The 17,739-nt window shown below is 42.1% G+C and carries 19 protein-coding genes and 3 pseudogenes; 16 read left to right on the top strand and 6 right to left on the bottom strand.

Annotated elements, in window-relative coordinates; genetic code table 11:
* Positions 1-158 precede the first annotated feature (158 nt).
* The 8 genes and pseudogenes from LJE72_RS07365 to LJE72_RS07330 all read left to right on the top strand — a co-directional run bounded on the left by LJE72_RS07365 (position 159) and on the right by LJE72_RS07330 (position 5,931).
* Positions 159-596: a MarR family winged helix-turn-helix transcriptional regulator gene (locus tag LJE72_RS07365; RefSeq protein ID WP_229246974.1), complete on the top strand. Its 438-nt coding sequence runs from the start codon at positions 159-161 to the stop codon at positions 594-596.
* 471 nt (positions 597-1,067) lie between these two features.
* A complete protein-coding gene (locus LJE72_RS07360) occupies positions 1,068-2,129 on the top strand; it encodes a PstS family phosphate ABC transporter substrate-binding protein (RefSeq protein ID WP_229246973.1) in 1,062 nt (353 codons plus the stop codon).
* A 212-nt stretch (positions 2,130-2,341) separates the two neighbouring features.
* Complete coding sequence (locus LJE72_RS07355; protein ID WP_229246972.1) at positions 2,342-2,614, top strand: hypothetical protein; 273 nt, start codon at positions 2,342-2,344, stop codon at positions 2,612-2,614.
* Between the two features lie 62 nt (positions 2,615-2,676).
* Positions 2,677-3,654: a hypothetical protein gene (locus tag LJE72_RS07350; protein ID WP_229246971.1), complete on the top strand. Its 978-nt coding sequence runs from the start codon at positions 2,677-2,679 to the stop codon at positions 3,652-3,654.
* Positions 3,655-3,722: 68 nt separating this feature from the next.
* Positions 3,723-3,854, top strand: a pseudogene (locus LJE72_RS07345) (YwbE family protein); the annotation flags it as partial.
* Between the two features lie 410 nt (positions 3,855-4,264).
* Complete coding sequence (locus LJE72_RS07340) at positions 4,265-4,531, top strand: hypothetical protein (RefSeq protein WP_229246970.1); 267 nt, start codon at positions 4,265-4,267, stop codon at positions 4,529-4,531.
* Between the two features lie 155 nt (positions 4,532-4,686).
* Positions 4,687-5,658: a DUF3658 domain-containing protein gene (locus LJE72_RS07335; RefSeq protein ID WP_229246969.1), complete on the top strand. Its 972-nt coding sequence runs from the start codon at positions 4,687-4,689 to the stop codon at positions 5,656-5,658.
* A 129-nt stretch (positions 5,659-5,787) separates the two neighbouring features.
* A complete protein-coding gene (locus tag LJE72_RS07330) occupies positions 5,788-5,931 on the top strand; it encodes a hypothetical protein (protein ID WP_229246968.1) in 144 nt (47 codons plus the stop codon).
* Positions 5,932-6,020: 89 nt separating this feature from the next.
* Here the strand turns inward: LJE72_RS07330 and pdxR are convergent, their stop codons facing one another.
* The gene (gene pdxR / locus LJE72_RS07325) at positions 6,021-7,418 is read right to left on the bottom strand and encodes a MocR-like pyridoxine biosynthesis transcription factor PdxR (protein ID WP_229246967.1); all 1,398 of its coding nucleotides are present in this window, start codon (positions 7,416-7,418) and stop codon (positions 6,021-6,023) included.
* A gap of 121 nt (positions 7,419-7,539) precedes the next feature.
* On the opposite strand from pdxR, the gene LJE72_RS07320 reads away from it, so the two are divergent.
* Genes LJE72_RS07320 through LJE72_RS07310 form a run of 3 tightly spaced genes read left to right on the top strand, consistent with a single transcriptional unit; the run spans position 7,540 to position 10,205 of the window.
* Complete coding sequence (locus LJE72_RS07320) at positions 7,540-8,451, top strand: DMT family transporter (protein WP_229246966.1); 912 nt, start codon at positions 7,540-7,542, stop codon at positions 8,449-8,451.
* Between the two features lie 34 nt (positions 8,452-8,485).
* Complete coding sequence (locus tag LJE72_RS07315) at positions 8,486-9,157, top strand: response regulator transcription factor (RefSeq protein ID WP_229246965.1); 672 nt, start codon at positions 8,486-8,488, stop codon at positions 9,155-9,157.
* 1 nt (position 9,158) lies between these two features.
* Positions 9,159-10,205, top strand: coding sequence for a sensor histidine kinase (locus tag LJE72_RS07310; protein ID WP_229246964.1), 1,047 nt, complete (start codon positions 9,159-9,161; stop codon positions 10,203-10,205).
* Here the strand turns inward: LJE72_RS07310 and LJE72_RS26180 are convergent.
* A complete protein-coding gene (locus tag LJE72_RS26180) occupies positions 10,088-10,357 on the bottom strand; it encodes a DUF3102 domain-containing protein (protein ID WP_282437858.1) in 270 nt (89 codons plus the stop codon). The genes LJE72_RS07310 and LJE72_RS26180 overlap by 118 nt on opposite strands.
* A 1,193-nt stretch (positions 10,358-11,550) precedes the next feature.
* On the opposite strand from LJE72_RS26180, the gene LJE72_RS07300 reads away from it, so the two are divergent.
* Together LJE72_RS07300 and LJE72_RS07295 are read left to right on the top strand one after the other, a co-directional pair.
* The gene (locus tag LJE72_RS07300) at positions 11,551-11,928 is read left to right on the top strand and encodes a hypothetical protein (RefSeq protein WP_229246963.1); all 378 of its coding nucleotides are present in this window, start codon (positions 11,551-11,553) and stop codon (positions 11,926-11,928) included.
* Positions 11,929-12,097: 169 nt separating this feature from the next.
* A pseudogene (locus tag LJE72_RS07295) lies at positions 12,098-12,391 on the top strand (ATP-binding protein); the annotation flags it as partial.
* 150 nt (positions 12,392-12,541) lie between these two features.
* Here LJE72_RS07295 and LJE72_RS07290 read toward each other — a convergent pair.
* The 4 genes and pseudogenes from LJE72_RS07290 to LJE72_RS07275 all read right to left on the bottom strand — a co-directional run.
* Positions 12,542-12,661: pseudogene (locus LJE72_RS07290) on the bottom strand (type II 3-dehydroquinate dehydratase); the annotation flags it as partial.
* A gap of 164 nt (positions 12,662-12,825) precedes the next feature.
* Positions 12,826-13,077, bottom strand: coding sequence for a hypothetical protein (locus tag LJE72_RS07285; RefSeq protein WP_229246962.1), 252 nt, complete (start codon positions 13,075-13,077; stop codon positions 12,826-12,828).
* A gap of 31 nt (positions 13,078-13,108) precedes the next feature.
* Complete coding sequence (locus tag LJE72_RS07280) at positions 13,109-14,260, bottom strand: M56 family metallopeptidase (protein ID WP_229246961.1); 1,152 nt, start codon at positions 14,258-14,260, stop codon at positions 13,109-13,111.
* 6 nt (positions 14,261-14,266) lie between these two features.
* Positions 14,267-14,671 (bottom strand): BlaI/MecI/CopY family transcriptional regulator, encoded by a 405-nt coding sequence (locus LJE72_RS07275; RefSeq protein WP_229246960.1) that lies wholly within the window; start codon positions 14,669-14,671, stop codon positions 14,267-14,269.
* 846 nt (positions 14,672-15,517) lie between these two features.
* Between LJE72_RS07275 and LJE72_RS07270 the strand changes: the two genes are divergently transcribed.
* The 3 genes from LJE72_RS07270 to LJE72_RS07260 all read left to right on the top strand — a co-directional run bounded on the left by LJE72_RS07270 (position 15,518) and on the right by LJE72_RS07260 (position 17,664).
* Complete coding sequence (locus tag LJE72_RS07270) at positions 15,518-15,976, top strand: hypothetical protein (RefSeq protein WP_229246959.1); 459 nt, start codon at positions 15,518-15,520, stop codon at positions 15,974-15,976.
* Positions 15,977-16,453: 477 nt separating this feature from the next.
* A complete protein-coding gene (locus tag LJE72_RS07265) occupies positions 16,454-16,780 on the top strand; it encodes a hypothetical protein (protein ID WP_229246958.1) in 327 nt (108 codons plus the stop codon).
* Between the two features lie 302 nt (positions 16,781-17,082).
* Positions 17,083-17,664: a Uma2 family endonuclease gene (locus tag LJE72_RS07260; protein WP_229246957.1), complete on the top strand. Its 582-nt coding sequence runs from the start codon at positions 17,083-17,085 to the stop codon at positions 17,662-17,664.
* Positions 17,665-17,739 lie beyond the last annotated feature (75 nt).

The raw sequence follows: 17,739 nt of genomic DNA, 5'->3' as shown, positions 1-17,739 counted from the left end.
TTGTATGATGAAACTATGTAATTGTATTATACAACTAACTTGTCTGATGATCAATTCCTGATTTTTAATGAGATTTTCCTCGTTTTTTAAAATCTTGTCATTATGATAGAATAAGTCGTGTTATAAATTCGGCGAGGCAGTAAGGAGGCAATACTGAAATGAATGAAAATTGGCTGGAGACCATTCTATCTGAATTAGCCGTCCTTCACCGCAGTCTTGGATCGGCAGCTAAATATAAAAAGCCCGGAACCATTGAACGGTCCGCCCATCTGTTGCTCGGACAAATTACTTCTCAGGGTCCAGCCGGTGTCAAAGCTTTGGCGGAGGAGTTCCAGTTGGATATTTCCACCGTAAGCAGACAAGCGGCAGCCCTGGAGAAAAAAGGATTTGTCTATCGTATGCCGGACCCTTTAGATAAAAGGGCGTATTCACTTCAGATCACGGAACTGGGCATGAAAGAACTTATGAACTATAAGCAAAAACGTTTGGCCGATATGGGGGAACTGCTCAAAGATTGGTCTGCTGAAGACTGCGAAGCATTCGGGCAGCTTTTGAAAAAATTCAATCATACCTTGTTGAATTTGACCAGCAAGTAGAAAATCATCAAGGCCCGTACCCTCTATATATGAGGAGATTAAAAATTCGGCGGTTTTGAGGTCTGACTAATCTAGATTAGTGACCTCTAAACCGCCGAATTTTTAAACTGAGTTCGTGATGGATGGGGAGAAGGGCTTTCCTTATCATGGGGCATAAGAACAACAGATTGTTAGCAAGATTTTTTTAATTACGAGGGGAGGATATTGAGGAAAAATGTGGAAATAAGTTATGGCACATATATTGGAGGTTAACAACAACCCATGTATAGCTTTATTGCAATCATGGATTCTTACTTGCAGCGGCTATAGTTTTTTTAAAACTTTGAATTCCTAATGCAGCCGCAGTATCTGTCACAATCGACAGTTCAGCCTCGACAATCGCCTAAAACACAAGCTCACCTAAAATAATATAATCAATAGGATTATGATGTATCTATAAGGAGAAAGAACACTGACCAAGGGGGAAAGAAGATGATAAACCAACAAAAAATTCCTGGGGTATTGAAAGTTATAATATCCTTAATGCTTGTAATGATACTCCTCTTTCTGACACAGGGCTGTTCGGAAACCGGGAATTTGGGAGAATCGGCACAGTCTCAGATACCGGCAGAGCCAAGCGCGGCTCCAAAGGCAATCACTCTGACCCCATCGGAGGAGGCCGCCGCCATCGGCATCACAGAGGCAAATTATCCGCGCATCGACGGCTCGACTTCCACGCTGCCCCTCGTACAGAGAATTTACAAAAGGATGTTCCATACCTCTGACAACATGGAAGACAGGTGGCCGGGCCTTCCGGAAAAAGCCTCCAAAACCATGAAGTCATATGAGCTGCTCATCGCGGGAGACGTTGATTTAATCCTTGTCCCGGATCCATCAAAAGAGGTCGCGGAGGTTGCGGAAAAGGCCGGAACGGAGCTTGAATATATCCCTGTCGGTGCTGAAGCCCTTGTGTTTATCACACACGAGGACAATCCCGCAAGCAATATTGATGCCTCTCAGGTGCAGAAAATCTATGGCGATATGTCGATAACCGACTGGTTCGAGCTGGGAGGTAAAAACGGGCGGATCGTACCAATTTGTCGCAATGCCGATTCCGGTTCCCAGGCGCAGTTGGAGAATTTGGTGCTCGGGGACAAAAAGATAAACCCTGCCGTCGAGAAGAACTATATGGAGCGGGACATGAACGGAATGCTGCAAATGGTGGAGGAATACCGGTATTTCGCCCACGACAGCGAGGAAAACGCATATGCGTTGGGTTATACCCTTTTCTACTACATACAGCTTTCCCAGAGTGTGGTAGGCGAAATGAATATCAAAACTCTTGCCTTTAACGGAGTTGCTCCGACGCCGGAAACGATTTTCGCCAAGGAGTACCCCCTTGCCATCAATTACTATGCGGTCATGCGGAAAGACCTGCCGGAGGACCATCCGGCGCGGAAGATTGCTAAATGGCTTCAAACGAGTGACGGTCAATGGGAGGTCGCCGTTTCCGGCCTGGGCTCTCTCAAGACGTTATACGAGCCGCCGCAATAAGCGAACTTGGCCCTTGGTACAAGCCCGGGGGCAGACTCTCTTTTTTATGGGGAAGAACAATCTGTTTCAGACATTTATTGTGTAGGTATAGAGACGGGTGAGCATTTAAGATAAAGACTCAGCCGGTGCTATTTTTGTTTGTTCAAAATGGCGCATAATGCTCATAAGAATTTTATACAGATAATCTATAAGGGTGGTAAGGAGGGAATGGGTTGGGTGATTTCATCGACGGACTGAAACGTGGTAAAAATGCCATCCAGCAGGCCATGGATAGAAGAGGGGAGTTTCGGGCAGGGGGGAAGCAAGTTGTCTGTCCACATTGCAGCAATGGTTTATTCGAAAAAGGTGAAGCTCAAATGAATACACAGGGGGCTACTTTTTTAGGTTTAGACTGGCTGAATAAATCGGCTTCCCTTTTAGTATGTACAAATTGCGGTCTTATCCAGTGGTTTATCATCCAACCGGAGAAAAATCAGAAAAGCTAAGATTAGATGTTAGTCTGAAAAAACTTGAGTAGTTGCATAATAAGTTAAAAGGGAGGGATTGGATGAGGAAAATGATTGCCTATCTAGGCTATGGATTGGGTCTGATGCTGCTTGTGTATTATGGTTTAAATTATCAGGACGTACTGCATATTGAAGCAGGCAGAAACTATGATCCGTTTCCATTAATGCAGTTTAGTTATGTTTATTCCCTGATGATTGGTATGTATATTGCTTTGCCTGGATTTATAAGGAGAATGGCCCTGAAAGGAACGTTATCTGTTAACTGGTTAAAGATCTTGATTCTCGGAATACCTATGCTGTTAATCAGTGCTTCAGGTATCCTATTTTATTACTCCGTGTCATCGCAGCTTAATTCATTAATTAGATGGGTATATCTCAAGTATAATATGATGGGAACCACTTTAATCGGAGTAGCTTGCGGATACATATTATTAAATTCGATTGTCAAAAAAGAGATCGAACAGAACACTGTCCCTGTAGTTAAGTATAGCCTTGCCAAAATCGTTGTCCTGCTTATCTTAGGGTTTTCTTTACTTTATGTTGCTTTGAACGGATTCCTTCATCCTATGAAGCTTGTGGATGTTCAAGCTGATATCGTAGAAAATGATGACCAAGTCGGATATTTAGTCAACGATGGAAAGGATACAGTTTACTTTATACGCACAGAGATTAATTACCGTTTGAAGTTTGAGAATATGCCGGTCAGATCTATCAGGCAACCTGGTGGAGATCTCAAGATAAAGGTTGAACCTCAAGAAAAATTGCGCAGCTTATTTTCAGAAGATATCTTTAATCAGTCTGAGGGCATCGGATTTACCGGCGGCGGTAAGGAGACGGAAATAACTCTTACCTATACAATTGGATCCATTGACCCGGACGGAAATAATGTTGATCTTCCCCCACCTGCTCCGGAGGTTTTAGAAGAGATCAAGGATCGTTTATATAATGCTGAATTAGTCGTAGAACTTAGTGATACGGATATAAAAAGATTCAATTTGTTAGATTATAAAGGGAATTAAACTATCCTAAGGGATGTTTTTTGAGTTTGAGGAGGCGTAATTAAGGAAGAGGATAATGGTTTATTTGAAGGACAGGAAAAAGGACCCGGGGTATTGTCAAAGATATCCTGACAAACTCCCAGAAACATCCCAGGGGAATTAAAGTAAGACTTGAGGATGGAAAAATTGGCAGAGTTCAAGAAATTATCAAGACAATTTAAAATCATTAGGGCATCTGCTGAATGAAAGCAGATGCTTTTTAACTTTCAATATTCAACACATGTACTGTATAATAAAGGAAGTATTTCACGTTGGAGATGATAAATCCTACGTGACTTTGCAGATGTGGACTTTTTTTACATGGCCCCAATCTAATTTTATTTACCGATGATGAGAGCAGAAGGGTTGGTAATAATCTTTGGTTTGCCTTCGAAGCCGGACCACGGCATACAACAGACAATTCTCTAAATCTGAGAGGATATGAACGTAATAACCAGACTTCGGGAATACGCGAACAGTTCTGTGACATATCACGCAAAAGACGTGCCATTTTTGGCACGGACGAAAAGAATCTGCAGTATTTCTTCGTAATTGTAGAATTATATTGTTAAGAAAGGGGGAGGAGTTAAATATGGATTTAAGGAATACTCCTAAGTTAACAGTTGTATTAGGTATAGTTTTACTAATTATAGCCTCTTTAATTCCGTATGATAGCCTAGAATCCTTATTAGGACAAGGATTAAGACCATTAGGACTCGTAAGTCTATTTATAAATCCTGTTTTAGGGATAATTGGAGGAATCTTTAGTTTCTTAAAAAAACAGTGGTTATATCTCATATTGAATATAGTAATTATTTTTAGTTTCTTTGTAACTATGGCTATAGGATATTCATTATAAAATATATTAGCTAGACATCATTCTCATTAAGAGTAGGGCACTCAGTATAAATTGCCTGGTTCCTATTATCCTATTCGGCTAAAAATGCGAAGTTAGCAAGAATTTATTCAAGGATAATCCGATATAAGCAATTATGGATTTGAAAGGCGAATAATATGATTGAAATAGTATTCAGCGAAAGTGCTTGTGGAAGTCTTAAAGTGGCACAACACTATGGCAAGGGGAAATATCAAGGTAGGGGTTTTGGCTTTAGCGTTAGTCATGCGGATGGAAGCAAGCCAACCAAAGAGGAAGTTGAAGATGTCCGACGAGAAGCAGAGAAAAAGGCACGCTTAGCATGGGAGAGTGCTGTCCCCTTAGGTGGAAATACAGCAGACATCTATGGTTTCAACTTGATGCTGAGCGTAGGAGATATTTCCGAGAATCAGCCCGGTATCAAGCGGAAGCAGACGTTGGAACACTTATACAGCGTTTTTCCCAATGACGTGGGCCATGAGGCGGTTGAGGCAATATTTAAAAGGGCAAAAGAAGATCTGAAAAGGGTTCAGGAACAGGCAGTAAGGGGAGAATTCCTTCGAATCTGGTACAGCAATCAGCCCGATGAAATCTGTGGACTCTATTGGTTCATGGAGCAATTGAATCAGTGGAAAGTGCCTTGCAAACAGATTGCTATTGTCAAGCTCCCGGAATGGAAAGTTGACGAAAAGGGAAATATCGTGCAGAAAAGCGGCTGGGGTGAAGTTGCTCCCGAAGAATGGCATCGGTATCTTGCCTTGCAAAAACTTGTGTTGCCGGTATTTGAACAAAGCTTTGCAGCTCATTGGCAAAAGCTGCAAAGGGAGAACGCACCTTTGCGGGCCACGCTGAATGGACAATTGATCAGTGCACCGGAAACCCTCTATGATGACTTTATCCTTCGTGAAATCGCAGCAGAAGGTGAGGAATTTCAGGAGGTAAAGGTTATCGGACGGGTGCTTGGTAAATATCAACTTGGAATTAGTGATTCATGGGTCGCATTCCGCATAGAAGAAATGATTCTTGAAGGAAAACTTGAGGCTGTGTCTGAGGTTGCTGAAGATATGCCCGTCTATCATCGAGTGTTGAAAAAGTGTGCTTACAGATTATGAGTAAACTGGGCATTGAAAAATTAAATATGACAGAGAATTTCTTTGAGAAAGCCGGTTTATTATTCTCAGAAAGTTGAGAGAATGTAAATTTCTTTTAAGGCAAGATGTGTATTAGAGGAGGGGCAAAAAATGAGTTCGAACTGCGAAAATTGCAAGATGCGTATTAAAGCAGAACAGAAGCCAAGTTCAATTTTAGCGAAACTATGGCGCTGGCATACTCGATGGTGTCCAGGTTGGAAAGCCTATCAGAAGAAGTTAACGGAAAAAAAGTAAGGTTAATTTTTTCTGCAATCATCGTTTGCAACAGCATTGTGCAGCGGTCTGTTGACTTTTTATAATATAAATGCAAGCCAGGTATCAACTCAGATAGTTAATTTCTTAATAATATCAGACAATAGGCCAACACCCTTTCTGATGACATCAGGTTCCAGATGTCCATAGCCCATAAGCAGCTTGCTTTGATGTCTGCCTTTTTCAAGGCAGTGGCTTTCTACGGGAGTAATATAGATTCCGTTTTTTAGACAGCTGCTTTTAAACCCCTGGTCAAATCGTCTTCCCGGAAAATCTATAGCAACATGCAGCCCGGCGGAATCTCCATAAGCAATCCACTCTCTGCCAAAAGTTTCTGCTAGGGAATCCAACAACACCTGCCGGCGCCGGCCATAAATTTTACGCATCTTTTGGACATGTCTGTCAAGCTTGCGTGTTCTTAAAAATTCTGCCAGAGCAGCCTGCTCAAAGATTGGATTTTGTACATCCGTGTGAGTACGCAGATCTCGCCAGCGCCCTTGAAGCTGATAGGGTAAAATCACATAGCCTATTCTCAGGGCCGGAAAAACTGCTTTACTGAAGGTGCCGACATAAATCACACGTTGGGGGTCCAAAGTGTAAAGGGGAGCAATGGGCTCGCCGCTATAGCGGAATTCGCTGTCATAATCGTCTTCGATGATATAAAGATCCTTTTCTCTGGCAAAGCGAATCAGCGCGGCACGGCGTGAGGCGGGAAGAATTCCGCCCATGGGAAACTGATGAGATGGGGTAACATAGATTGGGCCTGTACTTCCGCATTTTGACAGGTAATCAGTCTGCATCCCCTCGGCGTCAACGGGGATAGGAATAATGGAGCAGCCCTTGTTTAGGAACGTGCCCAGCATGCCGAGATGACAGGGGTCCTCCATCAATATTTTTTGGCCCTCTCCACAGAGAATATCCGCAATAAGATGCAGACCGTGCGTTGCGCCGGCGGTAATAAAGATATCCTCCGATGAAACCTTAAGCCCGCGACTTCTGAACAACCAAGCCGCAATTTCCTCTCGAAGGGCAGGCAATCCCTGGGGTCCGGTATAACCAAAATCCTCAAGGGGCAGTTCTTCGGAGGCCTTATGCAGCAACTGCTGCCAAAGAAACCGGGGAAATTGTCTTAAGTCGGGTCTGCCCGTCCGAAAGCTTACGGAAATTGACCGGACTGTCTTGCTTTTTAGCATAGGAGAGGATGCCGGTTTAACGGGTTCAAGGCATAAACCCTCCGAAACCCGTGTGGAGGCTCCCTGACGGCTGATGATAAAGCCTTCGGCAATCAGCAAGTCATAAGCCTCGCAAACTGTATTGCGGGAAACCTTCAGCTCCTTCGCTAATTCTCGTGAGGAGGGCAGAGCTTCTCCCGCTTTCAGCTGCCCGGATAGCATCAGTTCCTTTAAGTGCTGGTAAATTTGACGCCATAACTGCAATTCATGGTTCCGGTTCAATTCAATTCCTAACATAACCCCTCCAACTGGCTCTGTAAATTCTGCTCTATACTGGCTCTTTAACAGAACCAGTGATCTGGGTAGAATTATACCATCAGGTTAAAAGAATGTAATGCATTTTTGGAGAGATGTTAGAATGGATGGTTTGAGCGGGAAATTATATTTGATTTGCGCTTTTTCCCTGGCAGGAACCAGCGTCATATCGGCCAGGTTCGTTACGGGAAAGCTGGGTACATTTACCATCACGGCAGTAAGTCTGTTTTTTTCCCTCGTGTTTTTGTTTCCATTATGCAGAAAACAACTTGTCCGGTATCTTCGATTAATGTCCTTGCGCAATTTTCTCTTTTTGTCACTTCAGGCCTTATGCGGTATTTTTCTGTTCCGTATGTTTTTACTATGGGGCCTTCATTATACCGGCTCCGGAGAAGCGGGCATACTCACCGGCGCGACGCCGGCCATAACAGCCCTTCTGGCTATGATTGTATTAAGGGAGCCGGTCAGCGGCAGAAAACTTGCCGGAATACTCTGTACTGTAGGAGGTATTCTGATCATTCAAGGAGTATTAACGCCGGGAAAGGGTTTATCCTTAGAACACATCGGCGGGAATCTGCTCATACTTTGTGCGGCAGCTTGTGAGTCGGCCTTCAATACGCTGTCACGTATTTCCGCTGTCAAAGCGGCGTCGGACTTGAATGAACCGGCAAGTCCTCTTGCTCAGACCGCCATTGTATCGGCAATTGCTCTGATTCTCTGCCTGATCCCGGCAGCCTTTGAGCATCCCTTGAAGGAACTTGCAGGAATCGGCATGATGGAATGGACGGCTCTTCTTTGGTATGGCGTATTTGTAACAGCTCTGGCATTTATCTGCTGGTACTCTGGCATAAAGCGCTGCGGTGGGTTTACAGCTGCGGCTTTTTCGGGCATGATGCCCCTTACTTCCTTGCTGCTGGCGAATGCAGTGTTAGGGGAAAGCGCCGGTTACCAGCAGTGGTTGGGCGGTCTTCTTGTAATCCTCGGCATGTTCCTTATCGGGACTGAGGGATTGTGATAGAATAGTAGCATGAAAAGGGAGGGTCTGCTTCATGCATAAGATCCTGATTGTTGAAGACGATGCCGTCATTGCCAAAGCGATTAAAAATCATATGGGGACTTGGGGGTGGGAAGGGGAATGCGTGACGGACTTCGAGCAGGTGATGTCTCTGTTTATCTCTTTCAATCCCCAGCTTGTGCTCCTGGATATTTCGCTGCCTTTTTATAATGGCTACCACTGGTGCAGCGAGATTCGCAAGGTGTCCAAGGTACCTATCATCTTTATCTCCTCCGCTGCCGATAATATGAATATCGTCATGGCTATCAATATGGGTGGGGATGATTTTATTGCCAAGCCTTTTGACCTGAGTGTCTTGACGGCCAAGGTGCAGGCCATGCTGCGCCGGACCTATGATTTTGCCGGACAGACGGATTTGTTGGAGCACCGGGGAGCCATCCTCAATACCAGCGATACTTCCTTGACCTATCATGACAGCAAGGTGGAGTTGAGTAAGAACGATTATAAAATTCTGAAAATGCTGCTGGAGAATAAAGGGAAGGTCGTGGGCCGTGAAGCAATCATGGCCCGCCTGTGGGAAACGGACAGTTATATCGACGAAAACACTCTAACGGTGAACATGACCCGGCTGCGCAAAAAATTGGAGACGGCAGGGCTGGCCGGATTTATTGTGACCAAAAAAGGGATAGGGTATATGGTGACGTGATATGAAAGAGATCAGCCTAGGGGCAGCGGGGAAGCAGTACCTCCGGGGGCAGAGCCGGGGAATTCTTTTGTACTGCATCTCTGCCGGGGTCTTTGCCTTGGTGTTTTATCTGTATCATCTGCCGGCGGAAGCGGGGCTTTATGCTGGGTTGCTCTGTGCCGCCCTGGCTCTCCTGGTCCTGACGGTGGATTTTCATGGCTATTATCAACGCTGCAGAGTGCTCCGGGATTTGCAGAAACAGATTATGTTCAGCCTGGAAGGGCTCCCTGAGGCTAAGGGATTATTAGAAAAGGAGTATCAGGAGCTGATCACCGCCCTCTACCGGGAGAAGATCAGGCTGGTTTCCCGGGCGGATAATGAGCGGAGGGATTTGGTGGATTATTATACCCTGTGGGCTCATCAGATCAAAACCCCTATTGCCGCTATGGGCCTCCTCCTCCAGTCCCTCCCCTCGGCGGAGGACGATGGGAGTAGTGTTCAGAGTATGGAGCAGAACAGGGAGCTGGCCATAGAGCTGTTTAAAATTGAACAGTATGTGGAAATGGTGCTCCAATACCTGCGGCTGGAGAGCCCTTCTTCCGATTTTGTGCTGAAGCGCTATGCTCTGGATGATATCGTCCGGCAGGCGGTGCGCAAATATGCCAAGATGTTTATCCGCAAGAAGATCAGCCTGGATTTCTCCCCGCTGAACTGTGAGGTGCTGACGGATGAAAAATGGCTGGTGTTTGTCATTGAGCAGATCTTGTCCAATGCTTTGAAGTACACCAACCGGGGGAAGATCTCCATTTATCTGGAAAGGGACGATGCCAAAACCTTGGTGATCGCCGATACAGGGATAGGCATTGCCGGGGAAGACCTGCCCCGTGTCTTTGAAAAAGGCTTTACCGGTTATAACGGCCGAAGGGATAAAAAGTCCACCGGGATCGGTCTCTATCTGTGCCAGCGGATCTTGACCCAGTTGTCCCACACCATTGTGATTGAAGGGGCGCCGGGCAAGGGCACGAAAGTGAAGATCGGCCTGGATAGGGTGGATATGGTGCTGGAGTGAATAAAATGATGTTTGAGTAAAGCCTTGGCTTCTGTCAGACGTCGGCCGATCTCAACGGAGTTGATAAGCACGGTTTTATGGGTGTGATCTTTAAGCATGTTAATCTCAGCTGCAATCACGAGGGGCGTACGTTCGTTGACCACATTATTCATCTCGGTTTTCCATCCTTTATCCATATATTGGCTAAAGGATGTGGTCGGGCCTTTGAAGGTGATTTTTAGATGAGGTACACTGCTTCGGGTTATGAGGCGGCCTGAACTCTGTGAATAGTCAGAGATAAGTTTCATTATTTTGTCTGGAAGATTATGCTATAATGGTTGCAACAGGTTGTCGAGGGACGGTTGGCCACCCCCTTTTAGAAAGGGGGTGGTAGGATGATCTCAATGGTTGAGGCGATGTATCTCATGATTGCATTTGCGACACTCGTTGTTATGATTATGAAGAAGAAATAACCGCCCCTAGCCGGATGGCGGTTATTTCTTATAATCTCTAATTCGGGCTAACCGTTTGGTTAGACAATCTGCCGGGCTGGCGTGATTGCAACACGTCAGTCCTTTCATAATATTATACCCATGGACTGTAAAATATGCAACCGGGTCACACAGGGCAACACTATAGACGAAGAGATATTCTAACTTATGAAAAATTTTAAAATTCACTTCATGGAAGAATACAAAATCAGACCGCCTCGGGTTATGAGGCGGTCTGAACCCTGTGAATAGTCAGAGATAAGTTTCATTATTTTGTCTGGAAGATTATGCTATAATAGTTGCAACAGGTTGTCGAGGGACGGTTGGCCACACCCTTTTAGAAAGGGGGTGGTAGGATGATCTCAATGGTTGAGGCGATGTATCTCATGATTGCATTTGCGACACTCATTGTTATGATCATGAAGAAGAAATAACCGCCCCTGGCAAGGTTTGCGGTTATTTCTTATAACACGTAAATCCGGCTAACCGTTTGGTTAGACAATCTGCCGGGCTGGCGTGCTCGCAACACGTCAGTCCTTATTTAGTATTATATCCATAGATTGTAATATATGCAACCGGTTCACATATAGAAAGGCTACAAAGAAGGAAGGATTTCTTAGTTCGGTATAGGTCAGCATTGTAGGAGCCGTTGCCGGAGTTTGTAATGTGTTCACTACTGTATGTCTTAGGAGTCAAAGAGATTAGCTGAACAAGGTGAAACAGACAAAAATACAATAACCTGAATGGGAGATAAGTCAATGAGTAATGCCTATTGAATTTGCACAGGTGTACAATATAATTACCTCAGAGCTTAACAAGATTGTACTTTCATTTAATTTTGTGCCTTGTGCACATCGAAAGGAATGATACTTAAAATGAATGATCTGCAAATGTTTAAAAAATTATTTAATCTATCTTTTTGCAGACCTATTTTAAAGACGGAGAGATTTATTGACATATGGTGGGATTTAGAGGGGCTAAGAGATGCTCTTGATGGTCCGTTGTACACTATCAAGACTAAAGGAAACTGTAATTACGTGTACACTGATGATGAGGGTAGGTTCCCAGGCGTTGATTCTCCTGAAAAGTTTCTGCAGTGGTGTTTAGACATAGTTGATAAGTGTCGCGATATATTAATAAAACACCAACCTGAGAATTTCAATGAGGAAGCAGATTTTGAAACGATTATTCGACAGATAGATGGTATGGAAGTCCTTTCTCATTTAGCTTACAGGATACAAAGTGAACAGTAAACCATTTCTTTGCTCCGACCTCATTATAAGGTTCTCATCACTACTATAAGCTGTTCCGGCCCAGTATGCCGCTTTTCGTATTTCGTCCTCGTAAGTTCTTTACTTGTAACTTTTCCTTAACGCTCAGTGCCATTGCATTTGACAACAGCACCTTAAGGTGATTTGGAATTTGAAGTACACCAACCGGGGGAAGATCTCCATTTATCTGGAAGGGGACGGTGCCAAAACCTTGGTGATCGCCGATACAGGTATAGGCATTGCCGGGGAAGACCTGCCCCGTGTCTTTGAAAAAGGTTTTACCGGTTATAACGGCCGAAGGGATAAAAAGTCCACCGGGATCGGTCACTATCTGTGCCAGTGGATCCTGACCCAGCTGTCCCACACCATTGTGATCGAAGGGGAGCCGGGCAAGGGCACGAAAGTGAAGATCGGCCTGGATAGGGTGGATATGGTGCTGGAGTGAATAAAATGATGATCTACCTTACAAAAGGGTAAGCTTAAACTGGAAAATGTAAGCCAAAGTTATGGCAGGGCATTTTCTAGTTTTGCTATACTGAACCTACTCAGCAAAGGAGGTTCTTCTTCATGACCATTTTAGAAGTGAATAATCTTGAGCCTTATGTAGAAGTTCCTTGTTGTGGATTGATTCAAGAGTCTGAGGCCCGTACTTATCCGGTTCACGCCGTCCTAACAAATTCAAATTAGGGCCATGCAGCGCCCAAATCTTCCCCATTGTCTTCACTTCTTAACGGCAGGTCGTGAAATACTAAATTTTATCATAATTTAATTTTTACACCAAATGCCACGACAAAAAAAGCAGAGATCGACCTTCTGCCTTAGCCTTCTCTGCAATCAGATGTGACATCATTTCTAAGTTTCTATAATTACATCACTTGGTTACACGGGCATCCAATCGGTGAGCCATACTCTTCTGGTAATAGACCACAGGCGTTTTTCCGTTACACCATTTTGCATCCGGTAATACCAAACAGTTTCTTCGGCGCGAGCCACCGAAGTCTCTTCATAGCCTGAAATGTTCAGCTTGCTGTTTATTTCAGCTGCATAGACTTCACCCACAGAAGAAAAACTACCTCCTAGAAAGACCACCGTTAAGGTAAAAATAGAAAAACCGGTTAAAACTCTCCTCATCTTAATAAAGTCCCCTTTCCGTATAGTTTGTTTATTTTATTGGCAATGTCAAATATGGCTCACTAGCTATTGTCTTTAACTTTAGTTTGTATTGGCCATCCACATATAAAGAATAGGTGTTGTCTTCATTGATTATCAAATAGGCATTTTCAGGCGTGACCATATAAAAATCCTCGTATTCCGGTTCAGCCGTGGGAAACCCCGCTGGCTGGAACACAAATATATACGAAAAACCTAAAACTAACAGCGTCAGACCGCAGATCAACAGGCTTGGTAAAGGATATTGTTTCGGTAATTCTGTATTTAAGACTAAATTAAACCTCTGTTCAATCTTCGAAGAACTTTTTGTGCTGATTAAGGCAGTAGCGTGGGACGGCGTATCAAGCAGGGATTTCTTACAACGTGTCCATTTGATGAATTTTGTGATATTTTCCAGATAATAAAACCGCTTTTCCATATCCCATTGAGCAGTAAGTTTCAAATCACATCGAATCTCAAGTATATGATCCAAATCTTTGTTCAGGAGATGAATCAACGGATTCCACCAGAATACCGATAGTATCACATACATCATCAGTTTAACCCAGGCGTCTTTATGTAAAAAATGTGTCCATTCGTGCAGCAGGATGTTCTTAAGTTCACTATCGGAAAGTTCAATATCCGGCAGGAAAATCACAGGTTGAAAGAAACCGGTTACCATTGGGGATATGACTTCCGTAGACTTAATAATTTTTACTGGGTGGCTTTTCCCGCTTTCGGTAATGATTTCATTGACCGCTATGAGTATCTGCGGCTCACTTGTTCCTGGAACATTGGCTATCCTTTTATTGAACCGTATTAATGACCTTATGTATTGTTGAATGTGATAGAAACATCCCCCTGCCCAGATAACAATCAGTATAGTTGCGATATTTATGGTACTGTCGCTGTTACCCACAATGAACAGTGGTTTTGTAAAAGAATCTATTACAGCCGGTAAGATCACTTCAGATCGGATGACAGTTGTGATTGGAAGTTCTATAGAACACAGCAGCCGAAAAATACTGGCAAACACCAAAAAAAGCAACGGAAAAATGCTGAAATATATAATAAAACTGTCACGTCGCCTTATCAGCGCTACAACGCAAATAAATACGTTGCACCATAGGATAGCCATAAAAACTGAATAGGCCGTAATCATCATATCCTATTAACCTCCGCGCCTCTTCTCGCGTAGTATAGCTTCCAGCCTATCCAGCGTTTCATCATCGATATCTTCGTCTTTTACAAGCTCCGATACGAGGCTGGTGAGAGCAGCCGATTTAGACTGAAAAAAAACGATACCTTGTTTGACTTGCATCACTTGATACTCTTCCGGAGTTATTGCAGCGGAATAGGTTCTTCCGTAATTTTTCCCGGTCTTTACAAAGCCATCAACTACGATGGCTTTTTTTTCTAATAATTGATTTAACAAGATATGAATTGAACTGGCTTTCCATGATCGTTCAGGGGAAAGCTCAATAATTTCAGAACGGGAAAGGGATTTATACTGTACCCACATGAGACTCATAATTTCCAGCTCGTTTTTTGTTAAATCTAAAGTAGCTTTTCCCACCAAGCTTATAGCCTCATTTCTAATGTAATCTAACGATAGATAATATAATAGTATACAAATATTGATAGATTGTAAAGCAAAAAACAACTAAATTATATATTGACAGGCACGTGTGTCTATAATATTATATAGTTATATAAAACATTACTATATAATTTATTATATAACTGCTTAAACAGGTGATCGTTATACTGATTGTGGTTTCTGATAATATCTCTAATACTTTAAACTCCGCAGAGTAATTTGTTCGATCAGGACCAGTCCTGATGGCGCTATTTAGAAATCTAAGTTCCCGGAATTTATAACGAGGTCAATTTAAGAATGCTGTAACATCAAGGCCTCGCCGTAAATTTGTTCATTAATTCATCGTTATTGCTTAATGCACTAGCATTGCGTTCTGAAATGATACCAACCCAGCTATGGTAACGATACTGAGTGGTTAATGATTTCTCTTTCTGTCCATACGCGCAGCTCCTTGATTATAGTTTTTCTAGTACTTGAAAAACTGTTAGAAGTTTTAAGTACTAGAGATTCATATATCCAAGGTTATCATGACAAGTAACTTTAAGACAGGTACTCATTATTTACCGTTTACGAGTTAAAACCAAAAATGCGGCATATTGCAGTACGATTTTCAGTGCAAAAGCACTTAACTTATTGTAGAGGTAACCTAAAATAAGATTAAATACCCAGACAAGGATAATGTTAATAAATGATTACTCGTTTATGACCACAGCGTTTTACCTATTTATGAGATAAAGTTCCTGATATTTGATGTTACAGAAGAGAGGTGGATATGCTATGAATTGTATTATTTAAAAATTTAAAATATTTGGAGGTTTTAGCGTGAAAATTAAAAAAATAGCTTTAATGCTAGTAATGGTACTTTCAATTAACATTGTTGGATCTTCTTGTGTATTTGCTAGCTCTTCGAATAATAGTACTTTAGTTACATCTGCTGTTGAATCACAAACCAGGGCTATTACTAATGAAGCAATTACTAATACGATAAATGCCCAAGTTGAAGATGGTACTATTCAACCAAATTCAGTTCCTTCAGCGGCAGTTAAAGCTGCTGCAAAATGGCTCAAAGATAATTATGATAAAGTGTTAAATAAAATACCTACTAAATATCAAAAATATTTTGAATTTGATGCCTTTACTAAAGTCATTGATGCTTATGTTGGTTTTTCTGATACCATTAATGAATTATTAACGAACGTTGTTAGCTATTTATTGCCAGACTTTGCACAAGCAGCTGTACCTGGGATTGTGGCTATACTTGAATTGATTCTTCCGTTTTAAACATTCTTACTTTATTCATCACTGCTACAACGGATGAAAGATCAACTTTGCGCAAATACTTCTTGAACCTTGGGTCTGGATTGACTCCAAAGCCGATAATCGAAGGCACCGACCACTTGCTTCATTTTTTGGAAGGTGTCTTCGAGCTTGAATCAGTACCTCCATATAAGGAAGATAAGTGTGAAATACGGTCTTATTTAAAGTATGCTACTATTTGAATTAATACCGGAAGAAACAGAAGTAACGATCCAAAAGCAACTTGCGCTCTCAAAATAGCTTATATGGCATTGGAATATCTTAATAGTATTGGACAAAATCACTGGTATACGATAGTGCTAAATGATAGTATGGTTAAAAAGTATAATGTTCATCGCTTGACAGAGGTCAAATAACAATAAAAGTATGTTTAAAAAATAATTATTACTTACACTGGTACATATATTTTTGTAGGCTATCTTTCAAGGGAGGTTGTATTTAGTGAAAATAATAAAGTTTATATTAGGAATAGCTATTGCATTTATACTTTTGTATGTAATACTCAGATTTTTCAATGTGGATACGTCTTGGATTTCTTTTATATTAGAAGTAACACTGTCAGGTATTATTGCACTTGCAATGGCAATAAAATATAGTAATTCAAAAAAAAAGCACCAGTTATGGGGAGCTATTTTTTTCCTTAATGGGGCTTTCTTACTAGTGTTTAAAAATAATCTTTTAGTAAAAAACATTATGGCAGTTATTCTAGTTCTTGTATTTACAATAGGTATATATTATTATTTTACAGAAAAAAGACTTAATGTTTGATCTATATGAGGTGTAAGTAGTCAAGTAAAATGATTGTTTTTTGGCCATTATACTTTCCCTTCATTCCCATGGCTACGGGCACGAAAGTGAAGAATCGGCCTGGATAAGGTGGATATGGTGATGGAGTGAATCTAAAGGGCATTGGGGCAGCTTGTCAAAGAGGTGATTCCATGAAACCAATGTCACATACGGAGATATTTACCTTTTTGTGATATAATGGTATTATCCTCATTGATAAATGGCTCAATGTCTCAATGGCTAGATGCAGAGGAAGGTTATTTTGAATAAAGGTGAGTGCCATTATGCCATTACCCCAAAAAGAAAGACAATACACATATGCAGACTACCTGGCATGGCCTGAAGATGAAAGAGTAGAAATCATTGAGGGTGTTCCGTATATGCAAGCAACCCCTTCACCAGAGCATCAGGAGATATCCATGAATTTATCTACTCAGATTTCCGTCTACTTAAAGGGAAAACCTTGTAAAGTTTATGCAGCACCATTCTCTGTCAGGTTAATTAAGGGTGACGAAAAGGAAGACGAAGACGTTAAGAATGTTTTTGAGCCTGACATTACCGTTGTATGTGACCAATCTAAAATTGATAAACAAGGCTGTAAGGGTATACCCGACTTGATAATTGAAATTATTTCTCCATCTTCGATTAAACATGACAGAGTTACCAAGTTTAATCAGTATGAAAAAGCTGGAGTTTTAGAATACTGGATTGTGGAGCCAGAAGGTAAACTTGTCAGTGTGTTCTTATTGCAAAGTAACGGTAGGTATGGTAGGCCAGAAATATACACAGAAGAGGAAACAATAAATGTAGGGATATTTCCAGAATTAACCATAGATTTGAATGGGGTATTTCCTTCTGTTTTATAAGGGTAGGATACGGTGACGGAGTGAACTCCTTTGGCTGAATAAAATGATGATCTACCTTACAAAAGGGTAAGCTTA

Origin of the sequence: Desulfosporosinus shakirovi (assembly GCF_020595055.1) — a bacterium.
In the GTDB taxonomy this organism is placed as follows: Bacteria; Bacillota; Desulfitobacteriia; order Desulfitobacteriales; family Desulfitobacteriaceae; genus Desulfosporosinus; species Desulfosporosinus shakirovi.
Note: the sequence above shows the minus strand (reverse complement) of the source record. Positions and strands in the feature narration are given on the sequence as shown.

Bases quoted from the DNA above. Each gene is read 5' to 3' on its own strand.
- LJE72_RS07280 (WP_229246961.1), bottom strand. From the start codon at position 14,260: ATGATGATTACGGCCTATTCAGTTTTTATGGCTATCCTATGGTGCAAC.
- LJE72_RS07285 (WP_229246962.1), bottom strand. From the start codon at position 13,077: ATGAGGAGAGTTTTAACCGGTTTTTCTATTTTTACCTTAACGGTGGTC.
- pdxR (WP_229246967.1), bottom strand. From the start codon at position 7,418: ATGTTAGGAATTGAATTGAACCGGAACCATGAATTGCAGTTATGGCGT.
- LJE72_RS07360 (WP_229246973.1), top strand. From the start codon at position 1,068: ATGATAAACCAACAAAAAATTCCTGGGGTATTGAAAGTTATAATATCC.
- LJE72_RS07365 (WP_229246974.1), top strand. From the start codon at position 159: ATGAATGAAAATTGGCTGGAGACCATTCTATCTGAATTAGCCGTCCTT.
- LJE72_RS07300 (WP_229246963.1), top strand. From the start codon at position 11,551: ATGAATGATCTGCAAATGTTTAAAAAATTATTTAATCTATCTTTTTGC.
- LJE72_RS07315 (WP_229246965.1), top strand. From the start codon at position 8,486: ATGCATAAGATCCTGATTGTTGAAGACGATGCCGTCATTGCCAAAGCG.
- LJE72_RS07340 (WP_229246970.1), top strand. From the start codon at position 4,265: ATGGATTTAAGGAATACTCCTAAGTTAACAGTTGTATTAGGTATAGTT.
- LJE72_RS07320 (WP_229246966.1), top strand. From the start codon at position 7,540: ATGGATGGTTTGAGCGGGAAATTATATTTGATTTGCGCTTTTTCCCTG.
- LJE72_RS26180 (WP_282437858.1), bottom strand. From the start codon at position 10,357: ATGAATAATGTGGTCAACGAACGTACGCCCCTCGTGATTGCAGCTGAG.
- LJE72_RS07310 (WP_229246964.1), top strand. From the start codon at position 9,159: ATGAAAGAGATCAGCCTAGGGGCAGCGGGGAAGCAGTACCTCCGGGGG.
- LJE72_RS07335 (WP_229246969.1), top strand. From the start codon at position 4,687: ATGATTGAAATAGTATTCAGCGAAAGTGCTTGTGGAAGTCTTAAAGTG.
- LJE72_RS07330 (WP_229246968.1), top strand. From the start codon at position 5,788: ATGAGTTCGAACTGCGAAAATTGCAAGATGCGTATTAAAGCAGAACAG.
- LJE72_RS07350 (WP_229246971.1), top strand. From the start codon at position 2,677: ATGAGGAAAATGATTGCCTATCTAGGCTATGGATTGGGTCTGATGCTG.
- LJE72_RS07260 (WP_229246957.1), top strand. From the start codon at position 17,083: ATGCCATTACCCCAAAAAGAAAGACAATACACATATGCAGACTACCTG.